Raw genomic sequence first — 17036 nt, 5'->3', positions numbered from 1 at the left:
CGTTCTCCGGGCCGCTCACCGACACCGACATGCGGGCGATCGAGCACGGTTCGCACCGCGATCACCACCGGGTGCCGCCGCGTCTTGACTCGCTCCCAGGCGAGGATCACGAGTGTCTCCTCTGACGCGGCCACCCAGCTGAGCGCGGCTCACGGGTGGCGGCACCGCGATGACGGACAGTGTTAACTTGATTAATTCCAGAAAACCCGGAAGACTCGCCGGTGTGCCCACGGACTCCGAGCTCCGGCAGTTGCTGCGTGCGGCGTCGCTGCGGGTGACCAGTCCGCGGGTGGCGGTGCTGGCGGCGGTGCACGGGTGTCCGCACGCGGACACGGACTCGATCATCGGGGTCGTGCGCGGGCAGCTGGGCGGGGTCTCGCACCAGGCCGTGTACGACGTGCTGCGGGCGCTGACCTCGGCCGGGCTGTTACGCCGGATCGAGCCGCCGGGGTCGGTGGCCCGGTACGAGGCGCGGGTCGGGGACAACCACCACCACGTCGTCTGCCGGTCCTGCGGCGCCATCGCCGACGTGGACTGCGCCGTCGGGTTCGCGCCCTGCCTCACCGCTTCGGACGCCCACGGCTTCACCATCGACGAGGCCGAGGTCGTCTACCGGGGGTTGTGCCCCAGCTGTGCCACCACAGGCACGTCCACAGCGGGCACGTCCGCCGCACCGCAGTTGATCAACCCTTTCCCGTCCTGAGAGGAATCGCGTGTCCGAAAGCCCGAACGCCCGCGTTGGTGACATGAACGAGGAAGGCGCCGGTGGCTGCCCGGTGTCCGCGGGGCGGTTCAACCACCCGACCGAGGGCGGCACCAACCACACCTGGTGGCCCAACCAGCTGAACCTGGCCATCCTGCGCAAGCACTCCGCGGTGGCCGACCCGTTCGGCGGCGAGTTCGACTACTCCGCCGCCTTCCAGACCGTCGACCTCGACGAGCTCGCGGCCGATGTCGACGCCGTCCTCACCACCTCCCAGGACTGGTGGCCCGCCGACTTCGGCCACTACGGCCCGTTCGTGATCCGGATGGCCTGGCACAGCGCGGGCACCTACCGGATCCAGGACGGCCGCGGCGGCGCGGGCGCGGGCATGCAGCGCTTCGCCCCGCTCAACAGCTGGCCGGACAACGGCAACCTGGACAAGGCCCGCCGCCTGCTGTGGCCGGTCAAGCAGAAGTGGGGCCGCACGGTCTCCTGGGCCGACCTGATGATCTTCACCGGCAACCGCGCGCTGGAGACCATGGGCTTCACCACCTTCGGCTTCGCCGGTGGCCGCGCCGACGTGTGGGAGCCCGACCAGGACGTCTACTGGGGTCCCGAGCGCACCTGGCTCGGCGACGAGCGCTACTCCGGTGACCGCGACCTGGAGAACCCGCTGGCCGCGGTGCAGATGGGCCTCATCTACGTCAACCCGGAGGGCCCCAACGGCAACCCGGACCCGCTGGCCGCCGCGCGCGACATCCGCGACACCTTCGGCCGGATGGCGATGAACGACGAGGAGACCGTCGCGCTCATCGCCGGTGGGCACACCTTCGGCAAGGCGCACGGCGCGGCCGACCCCGACCAGCACGTCGGCGCGGAGCCCGAGGGCGCGGCGCTGGAGGAGCAGGGCTTCGGCTGGCGCAACAGCTTCGGCTCCGGCAAGGGCCGCGACGCCATCACCAGCGGCCTCGAGGTCACCTGGACCGCGACGCCGACCCGGTGGAGCAACAGCTTCTTCGAGAACCTGTTCGGCTACGAGTGGGAGCTCACCAAGAGCCCCGCCGGCGCGCACCAGTGGCAGCCCAAGGACGGCGCGGGCGCCAACACCGTGCCCGACCCGGAGTCCGGTGAGCTGACCCGCCCGCCGACAATGCTGACCACGGACCTGTCGCTGCGGTTCGACCCGATCTACGAGCCGATCTCGCGGCGCTTCCTGGAGAACCCGGACCAGTTCGCCGACGCGTTCGCCCGCGCGTGGTTCAAGCTGACCCACCGCGACATGGGCCCGATCCAGCGCTACCTCGGCCCGCAGGTGCCGCAGGAGGAGCTGATCTGGCAGGACCGCGTGCCGGTGCTCGACCACGAGGTCGTCTCCGCCGAGGACATCGCGGCCCTCAAGCGCGAGATCCTCGACTCGGGGCTGACCGTCGGCCAGCTCGTGCGCACCGCGTGGGCGTCGGCGTCGACCTTCCGCGGCAGCGACAAGCGCGGTGGCGCCAACGGTGCCCGGATCCGCCTCGAGCCGCAGCGCGGCTGGGAGGTCAACGAGCCCGAGGCGCTCGCGGGCGTGCTGGGCACCCTGGAGGGCATCCAGGAGCGCTTCAACGGCGCGCAGACCGGCGGCAAGAAGGTCTCGCTGGCCGACCTGATCGTCCTCGGCGGCAACGCCGCGGTGGAGCAGGCGGCCAAGGCGGCCGGTCGCGACGTGACCGTGCCGTTCACCCCGGGCCGCACCGACGCCACGGCGGAGCAGACCGACGCCGAGTCGTTCGCGCCGCTGGAGCCGACCGCCGACGGGTTCCGCAACTACCTGGGCAAGGGCCACCGGCTGCCCGCCGAGTACCTGCTGGTCGACCGGGCGAACCTGCTCACCCTGAGCGCCCCCGAGCTGACCGTGCTGGTGGGCGGCCTGCGGGTGCTCGGCGCCAACCACCGCGGCTCCACCGCCGGTGTGCTCACCGACCGGCCGGAGACGTTGACCAACGACTTCTTCGTCAACCTGCTCGACATGGCCACCGAGTGGAAGCCGACCACCGGCGACGCGGAGGCCTTCGAGGGCCGCGACCGGGCGACCGGCGAGGTGAAGTGGACCGGCAGCCGCGTCGACCTGCTCTTCGGGTCGAACTCCGAGCTGCGCGCGGTCGCCGAGGTCTACGCCAGCGCCGACGCCGGTGACAAGTTCGTCACCGACTTCGTCGCCGCCTGGACCAAGGTCACCGACCTGGACCGCTTCGACGTGTAGGCAGCGCTCCTGACGTGCCCGGGTCCGCACTGGACCCGGGCACGTCGGCGTTCGCGCCTATGCTGGGGACATCCCCCGCCGAGCGGAGAGAGCAGCCATGAACACGCCAGAGCAGGACGACCCGACCGTGGTGGACGCCGAGGTCGTCGACACCCCCGACCCCGGCCGCGCCGTCCAGCCCGCCCTCCCCGTCATCCCGACCCCGCCACTCGAACCGGACTACACCGACGCGGGCGTTCCCACCTTCGACTACGTCCGCGACCGCATCGAGTCCCGCTCCGCCACCGCCACCGGCTCCACCGACCTGGCAGGCCTCGGCGGCACCGGCCCCAGTGTGAAGTCCCTGGACGAACAACTCGCCGAACGCGAGGAAGCAGGCCGTGCACGCCTGGCCGAGATTCGCAAGGCCATGGGCAAGTCGGACTGACAGGAACCTGTCACCGCGCTGACAGTCCACATCTGGTGCCGTCGTGCGGCGCGTCCACAGGGGTGGACCCGGACACTTCGGACACGCATGGCGGTTGGCTCTCCGGTTCGCACAATGCTTTCTGGGCGCTGGGCGGGATGTGTCCAGTGTGGGATGTCCGATTCGGTCCGGTCGGGACGACGGGTGCACCGGACGGTCGGTGTGGGCTGCTGGGCGAGATGGTGCCGCCGAACGGTGCAGGCGGGTGGTGGGGGTGCGACGGTGGCGGGAAGCACAGTCGGGCACGGAGTGTGACGGGGGCGTGTCGACTGTTTGGGCGGCGCCCAGTGGTGATCGTTGCTGGACAACGAACAGCGCACCTCGAGGCACCTCGGTCCGGAATCACTGTCCGTGGTGGGCTCGACCGGCAAACAGTCCACTTGGGTCTATGAACGAGCGTTAACGTCGGTGTCGCAGTGAGGCAACACAGACGACTGGAGGGCTTACATGTCCGCAGGTTCTCGGATCGCGGCCGTAGCGGTGGCGGGTTTCGCGGCGGCGGTGGCGTTGGCAGCGCCCGCGGCGGCGACCACCTACACCCCGACGGCGTACATCTACACGTTCCCGACGCTCAGCGACTGCACGAGCGCCGGGGCGCAGGCCGTGTCCGGTGGTGTCTTCACCTCCGGCGGGTACGTGTGCCAGTCCGGGTTCACCGGGTACGACCTGATCGGTGAGCCCACCGGTGCCACGTTCTCCGGCACCTACATCGCCACCTTCCCGACGCTGGCGCAGTGCCAGGCGGCGGGCAACAACGGCAAGAACGCCAGCCCCAAGGCGTGGAAGAGCTTCACCTGCCGGTCCGGTGTCGCGGGCTGGGACCTGCTCGTCAGCAGCTGAGCGAACGGAGGTCCCCGCGATCCGTCGCGGGGACCTCCCCTCAGCCGTCGAGGTCGGCCAGCAAGCGCGCGGCCTTGGGGCTGCCCATGCGCTCGTAGGCGGCCGCGGCGGCGCGGCGGTGGGACTTGGCGGTCGCCGGGTCGCTGGTGGCGTTGGCGCGCAACAGGTGGATCTCCGCTTGGAGCGCGCTGTTGTCGAGCCGGGTGGCGATCTCCTCCGCCTCGGCGATGGCCAGGACCGAGGCAGGGTCGAGCGCGGCGGTGGCCAGCAGGCACTTGGCCAGCACGCTCGGCGCGTCAGCCTCGGTCGCGAGTCGGGCCGCCTCGGCGAAGGTGTCCAACGCCTCCGCCCCGCGCCCAAGACCGACAAGCGCGCGGCCGACGAACAACGTCTGCATCGCTGTCCCCCGCTTGCGGCCCAACGCGATGTTGATGTCGCGGGCCGTGCTGAACCAGTGCAGCGCGTCGTCGAACCGGCCGGTGCGCAAGGCCAGGTTCCCGGTGAAGTCGAAAGTGGACGCTCGGAGGCGGTCGTCGGCGGCGAGGTCGCGGGCGCGGGCCAGTTCCGCCGCCGCGTCGTCGTAGCGCTCAAGTTCTTGGTACGCCTTGGCCAGCAGGCACCGGCAGCGCGACTCGGCGGCGGTGTTCCCGTCCAGCTCGGCCGCCACGACGGCGAGTCGACCGGTCTCCACCCAGGACGCCAGCGGCCGACGGGAGTCGTAGTAGGCGAAGGTCGCCTCGAACAACTCCCACACGTAGCCGTGCCAACCCTTGTCCGCGCAGACACGCATGGCGGCGGCGATGTTGCCGTGCTCGCGGTCGAACCACGCCAACGCGGACCGGGGAGTCATCGCCAGGTCCGCGCCGTGCAGCAACCGGTCCGGATCGGACACGCGCAAGCGTTGGCGCCCGGTCGCGGCGACATCGGCGGCGGTCGCGCCGAGCAGCCACCACTGCACCGCCCGCCTCAGCAGCCCGTCCCGGTCCACATCGGACGTCTCGGCGGCGGCGACCCGCAGCGCGTGCGCCCGGACCAGCCGGTGCATGGCGTAGCGGCCATCGGCGCGCTCCTCCACCAACGCCGCAGCGTGCAACCGGTCCAGCACATCAGCGACCTGGGCGACGGGTGACTCGACCATGGCGGCCAGCTCCTCGACCCCGAAGTCCTGGCTCACCAGCAGGCCCAGCGCCCGGTACACCGACCGGACCTCGTCCGGCAGGTCGGCGTGCACCGCGTCGAACACGGCGTTGACCCGGTCGAACACCCGATCGGCCGCGGCGCCGCGCAACTCGTCGACCAGCCGCTCGACGGTCCACCGCGGACGGGCGGCGAGCCGGGCACCGACCACCCGCACCGCCAGCGGCAGCAACCCGCACAGCGTCACCAACTCCACCGACGCCTCGACCTCACGGTCCACTCGGCCGTCGGCGCACACCCCGCGCAACAGGTCGAGCGCGTCCGCGACCGCCAGCGGCTCCAGGACGACCGGCACCGCGCCGTCGGCGTACAGGTCTTCGAGCGTGGTGTTGCTCGCGACCAGGACCAGACCGGCGCTGGAGTTGGGCAGCAGCGCCTCGACCTGCCCCGCGTCGGTGACGTCGTCGAGCACGGTGATCAGCCGGGCCTTGGCCGTCAGGGACCGGAACATGTCGCGGCGGCGCCGGAAGTCGGCGGGCACGAGCGAGTCAGGCACGCCGAGCGCTTTCAGCAACCGACCGAGGGCCTCGGCGGGTGACTCGCCCTCCGCTCCGAACGACGCGTGCAGCGCGCCATCGGGGAACTCGCCCGCCAGCACGGAAGCGACCTGGCGCACCAGTGCGGTCTTGCCCACGCCCGGCATCCCGCGCACCGCGACGACCACCGGCCTGCCGGGCCGCGGCTCGGCACCCAGCAGCGACCGGACAGCGGCCAGGTGCTCGACCCGGTCGACGAACGCGGCCGGGCCAGGGGGCACGAGAGCGGGGATCGCGGCGGGCGCCTGCGCCGGGAGGAAGGTCACCGTGCCGATGTCGCGCGCCTGCACCACCTGCGTGGCCACCCCGGCCTGCACGTTGCGCACTTGCTCAGTTCCCACTGCCTCTGTTCCCACTGCCTCTGTTCCCATTGCGGCGGCCCCCCGTGGCGATGGCGAGAAGGCCACGGTACTGCACGTGATCCGGCGGCGCGGCTGGTCCCGATCGGCGGGTTGCTACCGTGCAGCCGGAACAGCCGACCTGGGGAGGCCACCATGCCGCGAGTCGACGCACCGAGCCGCTCAGGCGGGAACCCGGGGACGAGGCAACGCGTCCGCTGAGCCTCAACGCCGACGATCCAACCGGGGCGCCGTGACCCTGGCCGACCGGAGATCCGCCGCGAGCGCAAGCCCGTGGGACACTTTCACGCCACTGCGTCGGGCGTTAGTAGTCGTGCGCACCCCTGCCGCGCTGCGCAGGCTCAACGACGTGCTCCCCACGCTCTTAGGTGACCTCCGCGTCGAAGTGGTTTTCACCGTCGACGGTGGTTCTGCCTTCTCCGGCGGCCTGCTCGACCACCTACGAGCCTCAGGCGCACTGATCGTCCCCTGGTCCCAGGCGTGCCAAGAGCGGTTCGACCTGGCTCTAGCGGCAAGCGACAACAGTGACCTACACCTGCTCGACGCCCCTCTAGTGCTCATGCCGCACGGCGCGGGCTACCACCGGCGGTCCGCGACCGATCCCGAGTCGATCTCGGGGCTGAGCGGGTCGGGTCTGCTCGCGGACGGGCGCGTCGTGCCGCACACCGTGGTCGTCGCGCACGAGCGGCAAGCGGCGGCGCTCACTTCGGTCGACCCGCGCCTGGCAGGCCACACCCTGGTTGCCGCCGACCCGTGCCTGGACCGGATCACCGCGAGCGCGGCGCACCGCCACCGGTACCGGCGGGCCTTCGCCGCCGACGGCAGGCGCATGGTGCTGCTGTGCTCGACCTGGGGCAGGCACTCGCTGTTCGGCGCGGACCCGGGGCTGGCGCGGCGGTTGGTCACCACGCTGCCCGCCGACGAGTACCGCGTCGCCATGACCCTGCACCCCAACATCTGGCAGCGGCACGGCAGGCTCCAGGTCCGCGCCTGGTTGCGGGCGGCGCTGGGCGCGGGGCTCGCGTTGGTCCCGCCCGGCCGGGACTGGCGCCAGGCGTTGGTGGCGGCGGACCTCGTGGTCTCCGACCACGGTTCGTTGACCAGCTATGCCGCTGCCGCCGGGAAACCGGTGCTGCTGGCGTCCGACGGCGGTCCGGAGGTGGTGCCGGGCACGCCGCTCGCCCGGCTGTTGGCCGCGCTGCCCCGCCTGCCCGACAGCGGATTCCCCGAGACCGCGCCAGATCCGGTCGACGCCTCGGTGGTCGACGCGATCTTCCACCAGCCGGGGACGGCGGCGGCCGCGATGAACCGCCTGTTCTACCGGATCGTGGACCTGCCCGTCCCGCACCCGGCACCGGCCACCGAGCCGATTCCCGTTGGTGACGTGGAACTCTCCGCCCCCACCCACTACCGCACCACGGTGACCGCCGTGCGGGCCGAGCGCGGAGCCACGCGCCTCGCCCTGCGGCGCACCACCCACGCCGAGATCGGCGGCTCGCTGAGCGTGGCGGACACCGCGCCGGAGATCGCGTTGGTGGAGAGCGCGTCGGCGGTCTGGGCGGATTTCCCCTTCGCCGACCGGGAAAGCGCCGAGTCGCACATCCGATCCTTGCTCGAACGGCTCCCGGGAGCCAGACTGGCGACGGCCACCGCGCCGGGCGGCACAGTCGTCGCCGCGCTGCGGGACGGGTCGACCGTGTGCGCCACGACAACCACCACGCTGTCGGTGACAACAGCGGTGCTGCACTGGTGGTCCATGCTGCCATCGGGTGAGCGCCCGCGACGGGTCGAAGTGGACGCGGGCACCGCGACGGGCACCGTCGAACCGCGATAGCCGGTCGCGTCCCGCTTTTGGCAACAAGACTTGTCGCCGCGGACACGCCGTACCCACACTGGGCCGACCGGCACAACGGGCTGGTCGAGCACCGCGACCCACTCCCCCGCGGGCGATGGATCCGTTGCCCCGCTGGGGAAGTCGACCGGTACCCGAGCACACCACCGCAGACGATCCAAGGAAACGCCAATGCGCAGACGAGCCAGCGAAGTGGCCGCGCGGACACCCGACGAGTCCCCCACCCCCGCCAGGCGCCCGGTCCCGGCCGAGGTCCCCGCCGCCCCGATCCGAGGTGCCCACCGATGAGCGCTGACACGACGACCCCCGTCGAGGTGGCGGGCAAGCGGCTGCCGCTCGGGGTCTACCTGCTCGCGTTCAGCCTGCTGGCGATGGGCAGCGCCGAGTTCCTGGTGGCGGGCGTGCTGCCCGCGATCGCCGTCGACCTGGGCATCTCGCTGTCCGCGGCGGGCGCGCTGATCACCGCGTTCGCCATCGCGGTGGTCATCGGCGGGCCGCCGATGGCGGTGCTGACGCTGCGCTGGCCGCGCCGGACCACGCTGGTGGTGACGCAGCTGGTGTTCGCGCTCGCGGTCGCGGTCAGCCTGGTGACCGACAACTACGCGCTGATCCTGGTCGCCCGGTTCGTCTGCGGCATCGCCTACGCCGGGTTCTGGGCGGTCGCGGCGGTCACCGCGATCAGCCTGGTGCCGCCGGAGCGCACCGCGCGCGCGTCCGGTGTCGTCGTCAGCGGGCTCAGCGTCGCGATGATCGCCGGTGGTCCGGCCAGCGCGATGCTCTCGCACTTCACCGGCTGGCGCGGCGGGTTCTGGGCGGTGTTCGCGCTGACCGTGATCGGCGCCGTGCTGACCGTCGCGGCCGTGCCCGCGACCAAGCCCGCCGCGGAACCCAGCGTGCGCCAGGAACTGCGGGCGATGAAGCAGACCCGGCTGGTCGCGGTGTACGTCGCGACCCTGCTGAGCACCGCCTCCTACATGATCTCCTACAACTACCTGGCGCCGCTGCTGACCGACGTCACCAAGCTGGACTCGGTGTGGGTGCCCGCGATGCTGACGCTGTTCGGCATCGGCGCGTTCGTCGGCATCTCCATCGGTGGCCGGATCTCCGACGTGCGGCCGTTTCACGCGTTGCTGATCGGCGCGGTGGGCATCGCGGTGTGCTCGGTCGCACTGGCGGTGCTGGCCGAGCACGACCTGGCCGTCATCGTCATCGTCGCGCTGATGGGCGTCGCCGGGTTCGTGCTGAACCCGGCGATCTACGGGCGGGTGTTCACCCTCGCCCACGCCGCGCCCACCCTCGCCGGGTCGACCGCCGTGTCGATGTTCCAGCTCGGGATCAGCCTGGTGCCGGTGTTGGCGGGCATCGCGCTCAGCGCGGGCGCGAGCCTGACCGCGATCCCGTGGATCGGTGCCGGGATCGCGGTGCTGACCATCCCGGCGATCCTCGTGGACCAGACCCTCACCCGTCGCCAGGCGTAGCGCGGTCGGCAGTACCCGGACCCGGCCCGGAACCCCACTCCGAGCCGGGTCCGGCGGTGCGCATTGCCGTTCCCGGGACGATCGTTGACACCGCACCGCACCCGTGTGACGATCCAGTCCGGAGTTCGCCCAGCGGCCAGGAATCGTTTCACACCAAGGCATTCACCCTCTTGATGCCACCTCTTGCCTGTTACCGCAAGCGAACTCCCCTTGCCCTCTATCTCCCCCCACCCACCCCCGCCGCTCACCGGTCCCCACAAGGGAGGAACGAGCAATGTTCAACGAGCTCGGTTACGAACTAGGAAGTTGGACGCTGTCGCGGATCGAGGACCCGGACAGCCCGCTGCAGAGCACGTTCTCCCTGCTGGGCATGGAGTGGGACCTGCTGCCTGAGGTGTTCCCACCCTACACCGACCCCGGCCCGGGGCTGTTCGCGTCGTGGGTGCCCTACGCGGCGGGGCAGCGGTTCTTGGAGATGGGGTGCGGTGCGGGCGTTTCCGCCGTGCTGGCCGCCCAGGCCGGTGCCACGCGGGTCGTGGCGGTGGACATCAACCCGGCCGCGGCGCGCAACGCCGAGCGCAACGCGCGGCGGCACGGGGTGAGCGACCGGGTGACGGCCATGACCAGCGACCTGTTCGACGCGCTCAACGACACCGACACCTTCGACGTGGTCTTCTGGAACAGCCCGTTCATCGAGGCGCCCGAGGACCGGCAGTACGGCAAGGACATCGAACGGGCCGTCATGGACCCCGGTTACGGCCTGCAGCAGCGGTTCTTCCGCGACGCTGGCGCGCACCTGGTCGACGGCGGCAAGGTCTACCTGGGCTTCAGCGAGGTGATGGGCAATCCGGAGAAGATGTTGCGCGCGGCCACCGACGCCGGTTTCCAGGGCGGTGTGTACCGCACTGCGTCGGTCGATCTGCCCGCTGCCGACTTCGACCAGTCCGCGGCGGTCAGGGCCAACACCAACGAACACGGGATGATGGGCATGGACTTCACCCTCTTCGAGTTCGAGCGGAACTGAGCCACCCCAACCCTTTCCCACCCTCTCCCCAACCTCCCACCCTCCCACCCTCCTCACGCCGAGAAAGGTCAAACACGTGACCGTCGAACTCTTCGACCCGCCGGACCTGCCCGAGCCCTACGGCTGGCGCCAGCTGTCGGTCGGCACCGGCAGCAGGCTGGCGTTCCTCAGTGGACAGACCGCGCGCACCCCGAGCGGCGACCTGGTCGGCCCGGGCGACCTGGCCGCGCAGACCGAGCAGGCGTACCTCAACGTCGGCAGGGCACTGGCCTCGGTCGGCGGCACCTTCGACAACGTGATGCGGCTCAACGTCTACGCGGTGGACTGGTCGCTGTCCAAGTGGGACGCGGTGACCGAGGGCGTCAAGCGCGCCGCCGACCGGCTCGGCGTCGACCTGGTCAAGCCGACCACGCTGATCGGCGTGGCCACCCTCGCCGAGCCCGAGTTCCTCATCGAGGTCGAGGCGACCGCGATCCTGCCCTGACCATCCACACGCGACGGTGCCCTCGCCCCGGGAACTGGACGAGGGCACCGTCGCGTCGGTCACCAGAGCTGGCGGGTCCTGGCGTAGTACTCGCGCAGCAGCTTGAGCAGGTCCGGGTCGAACCGGGAGGTGAAGACCAGCTCCGCGGGCGGGGTGATCTCCGGGTCGATCTCGGCGACCCAGCGCTCGATGGCCGGGCGCAGGTCCATGCCGATCCAGTGGTGCCAGTCCACCGGCAGCGTCCAGTCCTGCTCGGGGCCGATGGCGAACTGCTCGACGAAGGTGTTGCTGACGATCTGCTCGCGGGTCATCGACTGGATGGGCTTGCGGATCGGGGTGAACAGGTCGAAGTCGTGCGCGGTGGTCCCGCCCAGGATCCTGGCCGCCATCTCGGTTGCCACCAGCGGCGAGAGGTGCAGGCCGTCGCGGTAGGTTCCCGTCATGATCCACAGCCCGGCCATCCCGCCCGCGCCGAGCATCGGGAACCCGTCGACCGAGATCGGCCGGTTGCCGACCTGGACCTTCTGGATCGGGCTCTCCCACAGGCCCATCCGGATCTGCCGGTGCGCGCACTGCAGCAGGAACACCAGGTCCCGCATGTCGGCGACCTCACGCGGGCGCACCGAGACGACGTTGGTGGCACCGACGTAGACCTCGCCGTCGCCGCGCGGCACCAGGTGCAGGCCGCAGGCGAAGGACCGGTTCGGGGTGCGGATGACCCCGCGCGGGGTGGTGCCGTCGAAGGTGCGCATCAGCACGGACACGCCGTAGCCGCTGACCAGCGGCGGCATCCGCTCGCCGACGGGCAGGTCGTCGAGCAGCGCCTGGGTGCGGGACCCGGCGGCGAGGGTGACCGCACCGGCCGTGAGCCGCTCGCCGTTGGTCAGCGTCACGCCGGTCACCGACTCGCCGGTGTGGTCGACCCGGCTTGCTTCCGCGGCGATGAGCGTGCCGCCCGCGGCGAGGAAGTTGTCCTGCAACCGCAGCACGAGCGCGACGGTGTTGACCGCGTGCTCGCCGGGGATGTGGAAGGCGCGCAGCGGCCGCGACAGCGGTTCGGCGTCGACCCACTCGAGGTCCAGCGGGTCGACGTCCTCGAAGGGCTGCTCGTAGCGGGTCAGCTCCTCGCGGATGGCGCGGAAGTTGGTGTCGTCGATCTCGGCCATCCCGATGGCGTTGAGGATGACCGTGGTGCCGTCGGCGGACACGACCTCCTCGGCGGCACCGGGGCCGAGGCCGCCGAGCCACTCCGGCCACATCTCGGTGGCCCGGATGCCGAGTTCGAGCTTGGTCCGGCCCGCGGCGCTGGCCACCAGCGTGGTGGTGACCTCGCCGAAGCAGCCGAGCATGGCCCCGGCCGCCGAGGTGCCCGCGTACGGGCGGTGCGGTTCGCCGAGCACGGCGACGTCCTGGCCGCGCCTGGCCAGTTCCAGCCCGAGCGAGAGGCCGAGCACCCCGTTGCCGACGACGATCACGTCATAGCTGTTCTTGGGCACACCGGTGGAACTCATGGGGGTTCCCATCCTGTTCGAAGGAAACCGCACAGTGCGGTTGCGGAATGGCAAGCGGTGCAATGGCGAGCGGCGAATGGCGCCCAGCGGGTTGTCGCGCATTCCGTGCGGTACCCCAGATACTGGCAGCCCGCCCCCGGCAGGACAATGAATGTCCCGGAAACAGCAACGCGAACTCGCGCGGCTTTCCGCTATTCGCCGGTGGCGCTATTCTCCGGTTTCACCCGCATGTGGATGCGCTCGCCCTGGGGCCCGAGGATGTTGAGCACCTCGACCGCGCCCGCGCCGGTGCTGCCGAACCAGTGCGGCAGCCGGGTGTCGAACTCGGCCGCCTCGCCCGCCTCCAGCACGATGTCCTGGTCGGCGAGCACCAGCCGCAACCGCCCGGAGACGACGTAGAGCCACTCGTACCCGTCGTGCGAGCACAGGTCCGGGGTGTTGCGCTCGGGCGGGATGATGGTCTTGAAGGTGTGCAGCGGGCTCGGCTGGCGGGTCAACGCGAGCACCACGCTGCCGTCCACCCGGCGCGGCGTCGGCCGGATGCGCGGGTCGGCCACCTCGGGGCCGCCGATCAGCTCGTCGAGCGGGATCCGGTAGGCCCGCACGATGGGCAGCAACAACTCCAGGCTCGGCCGCCGCTGCCCGACCTCCAGCCGCGACAGCGTGCTCTTGGAGATCCCGGTCAGCTCGGAGAGCGCCGCCAGGCTCAGCCCGCGCTGCGACCGCAACCGCTTGAGCCGGGGACCGACACCGGCGAGCGCGAAGGCGATGTCGTCGGTGTGCGCCGCCGCGCCCCGGTGCGCCGCGGCGGCCGACAGCGCTGCTGTGTTCGGCGCTGCTGTGTTCGGCGCTGCGGTGCTGGGTGGGGCCGGGTCGTCGAACGGGGCCATGCCGCCATGAGAGCAGCATGTCCCGGAAACGGCAACCTTCGTTGCTCATCTCGCACGATCGGGGTCACCATGGCGCCGGAGGTGATCACTGGGATGACAACGAACACCAGCGAGCACGAGTACGACACCGTGGTGATCGGGGCCGGGGCGGCCGGGCTGAACGCGGCCCTGCTGCTGGCGCGGGCGCGGCGGCGGGTCGCCGTGGTGGACAGCGGTCGGCCGCGCAACGCCCCGGCCGCGCACATGCACGGTTTCCTGTCCCGGGACGGCATCGCGCCGTCGGCGTTCCTGGAGGTGGGCCGCACCGAGGTGCTCGGCTACGGCGCGTCGGTCGTGGCGGCGGTGGTGGACACCGTGGTCGCGAACGACGGCGGCGGGTTCACCGCGGTGCTCGACACCGGCGTCGCGCTGCGCACCAGGAGCGTCGTGGTGGCGACCGGTCTGCGCGACGAGCTGCCGGAGGTCCCCGGCGTGCGGGAGCGGTGGGGCCGCGACGTGGTGCACTGCCCGTACTGCCACGGCTACGAGGTCCGCGACCGCCCGATCGGCGTGCTGGGCACCAGCCCCGGCGCCGTGTTCCACGCGCAGATGCTGCGGCAGTGGTCGGCGGACGTCGTGCTGTTCGCGCACACGCTTGCGCTGTCCCCGCAGGAGCAGGACCAGCTGCACGCCAGGGGGATCGAGGTGGTGGCGGGCGCCATCTCCTCGGTGGCGGTCGTCGACGACGCGGTGCGCGGGGTCGAGTTGGCGGACGGGACGGTGGTCGCGCGGTCGGCGGTGTTCGTCGTGCCGCGGATGGTGCCCAACGACTCGGTGCTGACCGGCCTCGGGTGCGCGGTCGGCGCCGACGGCTGGGTGAGCGTGGACAAGGCAGGGCAGACCAGCGTCCCCGGGGTCTTCGCCGCGGGCAACGTGATCGACCCGAGGGCCCAGGTCGTGACCGCCGCCGGGATGGGGTCAGCGGCGGGCTTCGCGATCAACATCGACCTGGTGCAGCGCGACATCGCCGACGCCGTCACCGCTCGCGCGCACGCGGGCTGACCTGGGGCTCAGTCGTTGCCGGGGGACGCCTCGCCCCAGCCCCAGATCTTGAGGGACTCGCGCTCGGGGGGCTTGGTGCCGCGCTGCGAGTTGGCCATGGCGCCGCGCGAGCCCCACTCCATGTAGGCGACGAACGCCGAGCGGAACCCCCGGTCCGAGGGCAGCCCCACCTCGTCGGCGGCCTCCAGGATCAGCTGGACCCAGCGTTCCCGCTGCTCCGGCTGGATGTTGCGGCCCCGGTGCTTGGACAGCAGCCGGGGGAACCCGCCGTGCTCGTCGCTGTAGCGCTTGGGCCCCCCGAAGACCTCGCCGAGCATGATGGCGACGTCTTTGGGGTGCTCGGCGGTCATGTGCCGGAACATCGGCGCGAGCAGGTCGTCGGCGAGGACCTTCTTGTAGAACGCCTCGGTGAGCCGTTCCAGCGCCTCGGCGCCACCGGCCCATTCATAAAGGGTCGGAACCGCGTCCGCCATGGTGGTGTTCCCCTTTTCTCTCCGGTGCGGTGCCCGGTCAGAGACCGAGCGAGACGCCGATCATTTCCTTCATGATCTCGGTGGTGCCGCCGTAAATGGTCTGCACGCGGCTGTTGGCCCATTCCTTGGCGATCGGGCTCTCCTTCAGATAGCCGCTGCCGCCGTAGAGCTGCAAACAGCGGTCGGCCACCTTCACCTGCAACTCGGTGGTCCACCACTTCACCTTGGCCGCGTCGGTGACGGTCAGCCGCCGCGCGTTCAGCTCGGTCACGCAGTGGTTGAGGAACACCCTGGCGAGGGTGATCTCGGTGTCGAGCGTGGCGAGCAGGAACCGGTTGTGCTGGAAGCTGCCGATGGGCTGGCCGAACGCGGTGCGGGTCTTGGCGTAGGCCAGCGCCTCGGCGAACATCTTCTCGGCGGTGGCGACCGCGACCGTGGCGATGCACAGCCGCTCGCGGGGCATGCCCGCCATCAGGTAGCCCTGCCCGGCGTTCTCCTTGCCGATCAGGTTCGCCGCCGGGACGCGGCAGTCGTCGAAGTACAGCTCGCTGGTGTCGCTGGCCTGCCAGCCCAGCTTCTCCAGCCGCCTGCCCCTGGTGAACCCCGGCGTGTCCCGCTCGACGACCAGCAGGGTGATGCCCTGGCCGCCGCGCGCGGTCGCCGTCTTGGCCGCCACCACGACCAGGTCGGCGTTCTCGCCGTTGGTGATGAAGGTCTTCTGGCCGTTGAGGACGTAGTGGTCGCCCTCGCGCACGGCCGTGGTCCGGATGCCCATGAGGTCGGATCCCGCGTCCGGCTCGGTCATCGCGATCGCGGCGACCAGCTCGCCCGCGCACAACCCCGGCAGCCACCGGTCCCGTTGCTCCGGGGTGGTCCGGGTGGACAGGTAGGCCGCGATGATGTCGTTGTGCGCCACGAAACCGGGCGCGGTGACCCGGGACCGGACCAGCTCCTCGATGAACACCGCGACGTAGCGGAAGTCGGTCTCCCCCGCGCCGCCGTGCTCGACCGGGACGCCGAGGCCGAGCAGCCCGGCCTTGCCCGCCTTGCGCCAGACCTCGCGGCTGACGATGCCGTCGCGCTCCCACTCGTCGTGGTACGGGACCGCCTCCCTGGCCAGGAAGGCGCGGCACAGGTCGCGGAACTCCCCGTGCTCCCGCTCGTATGCGTCGTGCTCCACCGCGGTTCCTCCTCAACGCCGGACGAGGTGCTCGTTCAGCTGGTGGTGGGCGATCAGCAGGGTGTTGGCCGGGTCGGCGAACGCGGCGAAGTGCCCACCCGCGATCTCGACCTGGCGGCTCTGGGCAGTGCTGTGCGCGGCCCACCGCCGCATCTGCTCCGGTGTCACGTAGCGGTCCTGTCGGGCTGCGAGGGTGGTGATCGGGAACCCGACCAGCAGCGCGTCGTCGCGGTGGAACTGCCGCCGGATCGCGTAGTCCTCCCGCATCAGCCGCACCAGGTAGCCCGCCATCGCCTTGTGCGCCAGCAGTTCCGGCGCGGTGCCGCCGTCGGCGCGGATCTTGTCGAGCAGTTCGTCGTCGGTGAGCGCGGCCGTCTCGTCCCCGGGCGGTTGCAACGCGGGTGGCAGGGCAGCCGACACGATCGCGCGCTCCGGTGGCCGTCCCACCGCCCGGGCGACCGCGTCGGCGACGGCGAGGCTGAGCATCGCGCCGAAGCTGTGCCCGAAGGTGGCGTAGCGCAGGTCGCTGACCTGGTCCCAGGACTGCGCCAGGTCGACGGCGACGTGGTTGGCCATCGAGTCGACCAGCTCGCGGTAGTCCAGGACCCGGGGCTCGCGGCTGCGGGTGCCCCGGCCGGGCGGGTCGATGCCGATGACCCGCACCGCGGCGCCGTGCGCGGTCTGCCAGGGCCGGTAGATGGACGAGGTCGCTCCCGCGTACGGGACGCAGTACAGCCGCACGGGCTGGGGCCTGGGCACG

Annotated in this window: 15 protein-coding genes; 9 read left to right on the top strand and 6 right to left on the bottom strand. The window is 71.4% G+C overall.

Annotation, left to right across the window (positions count from 1 at the left end):
• Positions 1 to 223 precede the first annotated feature (223 nt).
• The 4 genes from LV79_RS29180 (at position 224) to LV79_RS29165 (ending at position 4251) form a co-directional block, all read left to right on the top strand.
• On the top strand, positions 224 to 703 hold the full coding sequence (locus LV79_RS29180) for a Fur family transcriptional regulator (RefSeq protein ID WP_253841497.1): 480 nt from the start codon (positions 224 to 226) through the stop codon (positions 701 to 703).
• Positions 704 to 713: 10 nt separating this feature from the next.
• Positions 714 to 2945 (top strand): catalase/peroxidase HPI, encoded by a 2232-nt coding sequence (gene katG, locus LV79_RS29175; protein WP_253841496.1) that lies wholly within the window; start codon positions 714 to 716, stop codon positions 2943 to 2945.
• A 97-nt stretch (positions 2946 to 3042) separates the two neighbouring features.
• Positions 3043 to 3372, top strand: a complete 330-nt coding sequence (locus LV79_RS29170; protein WP_253841495.1) for a PspA/IM30 family protein — start codon at positions 3043 to 3045, stop codon at positions 3370 to 3372.
• A 486-nt stretch (positions 3373 to 3858) separates the two neighbouring features.
• Positions 3859 to 4251, top strand: coding sequence for a hypothetical protein (locus LV79_RS29165; protein ID WP_253841494.1), 393 nt, complete (start codon positions 3859 to 3861; stop codon positions 4249 to 4251).
• A 40-nt stretch (positions 4252 to 4291) separates the two neighbouring features.
• Here LV79_RS29165 and LV79_RS29160 read toward each other — a convergent pair whose 3' ends face one another.
• Positions 4292 to 6325: an NB-ARC domain-containing protein gene (locus LV79_RS29160; protein ID WP_253841493.1), complete on the bottom strand. Its 2034-nt coding sequence runs from the start codon at positions 6323 to 6325 to the stop codon at positions 4292 to 4294.
• A gap of 331 nt (positions 6326 to 6656) precedes the next feature.
• Between LV79_RS29160 and LV79_RS29155 the strand changes: the two genes are divergently transcribed.
• The 4 genes from LV79_RS29155 to LV79_RS29140 all read left to right on the top strand — a co-directional run bounded on the left by LV79_RS29155 (position 6657) and on the right by LV79_RS29140 (position 11181).
• Positions 6657 to 8177 carry a hypothetical protein gene (locus LV79_RS29155; RefSeq protein WP_253841492.1) on the top strand — a complete coding sequence of 507 codons (1521 nt, stop codon included), beginning with the start codon at positions 6657 to 6659 and terminating at the stop codon, positions 8175 to 8177.
• A gap of 302 nt (positions 8178 to 8479) precedes the next feature.
• Positions 8480 to 9673: an MFS transporter gene (locus LV79_RS29150; protein WP_253841491.1), complete on the top strand. Its 1194-nt coding sequence runs from the start codon at positions 8480 to 8482 to the stop codon at positions 9671 to 9673.
• Positions 9674 to 9947: 274 nt separating this feature from the next.
• The gene (locus LV79_RS29145; protein WP_253841490.1) at positions 9948 to 10697 is read left to right on the top strand and encodes a methyltransferase; all 750 of its coding nucleotides are present in this window, start codon (positions 9948 to 9950) and stop codon (positions 10695 to 10697) included.
• Positions 10698 to 10773: 76 nt separating this feature from the next.
• A complete protein-coding gene (locus tag LV79_RS29140; protein ID WP_253841489.1) occupies positions 10774 to 11181 on the top strand; it encodes a RidA family protein in 408 nt (135 codons plus the stop codon).
• A 59-nt stretch (positions 11182 to 11240) separates the two neighbouring features.
• On the opposite strand, the gene LV79_RS29135 is transcribed toward LV79_RS29140, so the two are convergent.
• Together LV79_RS29135 and LV79_RS29130 are read right to left on the bottom strand one after the other, a co-directional pair.
• Positions 11241 to 12692, bottom strand: a complete 1452-nt coding sequence (locus LV79_RS29135; protein ID WP_253841488.1) for an NAD(P)/FAD-dependent oxidoreductase — start codon at positions 12690 to 12692, stop codon at positions 11241 to 11243.
• A 191-nt stretch (positions 12693 to 12883) separates the two neighbouring features.
• Positions 12884 to 13462, bottom strand: a complete 579-nt coding sequence (locus LV79_RS29130; RefSeq protein WP_285611918.1) for a helix-turn-helix domain-containing protein — start codon at positions 13460 to 13462, stop codon at positions 12884 to 12886.
• 213 nt (positions 13463 to 13675) lie between these two features.
• Between LV79_RS29130 and LV79_RS29125 the strand changes: the two genes are divergently transcribed.
• The gene (locus tag LV79_RS29125) at positions 13676 to 14623 is read left to right on the top strand and encodes an NAD(P)/FAD-dependent oxidoreductase (RefSeq protein WP_253841486.1); all 948 of its coding nucleotides are present in this window, start codon (positions 13676 to 13678) and stop codon (positions 14621 to 14623) included.
• An 8-nt stretch (positions 14624 to 14631) separates the two neighbouring features.
• On the opposite strand, the gene LV79_RS29120 is transcribed toward LV79_RS29125, so the two are convergent.
• From LV79_RS29120 to LV79_RS29110, 3 genes are read right to left on the bottom strand one after another with little or no spacing between them, the layout of a single operon-like run.
• Positions 14632 to 15096 carry a group II truncated hemoglobin gene (locus LV79_RS29120; protein WP_253841485.1) on the bottom strand — a complete coding sequence of 155 codons (465 nt, stop codon included), beginning with the start codon at positions 15094 to 15096 and terminating at the stop codon, positions 14632 to 14634.
• A gap of 37 nt (positions 15097 to 15133) precedes the next feature.
• The gene (locus LV79_RS29115) at positions 15134 to 16276 is read right to left on the bottom strand and encodes an acyl-CoA dehydrogenase family protein (protein ID WP_253841484.1); all 1143 of its coding nucleotides are present in this window, start codon (positions 16274 to 16276) and stop codon (positions 15134 to 15136) included.
• Between the two features lie 12 nt (positions 16277 to 16288).
• Complete coding sequence (locus LV79_RS29110; protein WP_253841483.1) at positions 16289 to 17035, bottom strand: thioesterase II family protein; 747 nt, start codon at positions 17033 to 17035, stop codon at positions 16289 to 16291.
• Between the last annotated feature and the right edge of the window lies 1 nt (position 17036).

Origin of the sequence: Actinokineospora globicatena, assembly GCF_024171945.1 — a bacterium.
Lineage (GTDB): Bacteria > Actinomycetota > Actinomycetes > Mycobacteriales > Pseudonocardiaceae > Actinokineospora > Actinokineospora globicatena.
This window is presented reverse-complemented; position numbering and strand designations above follow the sequence as displayed.

Excerpts from the sequence above, each read along its gene's own strand:
- LV79_RS29170 (WP_253841495.1), top strand. The coding sequence starts at position 3,043 with ATGAACACGCCAGAGCAGGACGACCCGACCGTGGTGGACGCCGAGGTC.
- LV79_RS29165 (WP_253841494.1), top strand. The coding sequence starts at position 3,859 with ATGTCCGCAGGTTCTCGGATCGCGGCCGTAGCGGTGGCGGGTTTCGCG.
- LV79_RS29150 (WP_253841491.1), top strand. The coding sequence starts at position 8,480 with ATGAGCGCTGACACGACGACCCCCGTCGAGGTGGCGGGCAAGCGGCTG.
- LV79_RS29145 (WP_253841490.1), top strand. The coding sequence starts at position 9,948 with ATGTTCAACGAGCTCGGTTACGAACTAGGAAGTTGGACGCTGTCGCGG.
- LV79_RS29135 (WP_253841488.1), bottom strand. The coding sequence starts at position 12,692 with ATGAGTTCCACCGGTGTGCCCAAGAACAGCTATGACGTGATCGTCGTC.
- LV79_RS29125 (WP_253841486.1), top strand. The coding sequence starts at position 13,676 with ATGACAACGAACACCAGCGAGCACGAGTACGACACCGTGGTGATCGGG.
- LV79_RS29120 (WP_253841485.1), bottom strand. The coding sequence starts at position 15,096 with ATGGCGGACGCGGTTCCGACCCTTTATGAATGGGCCGGTGGCGCCGAG.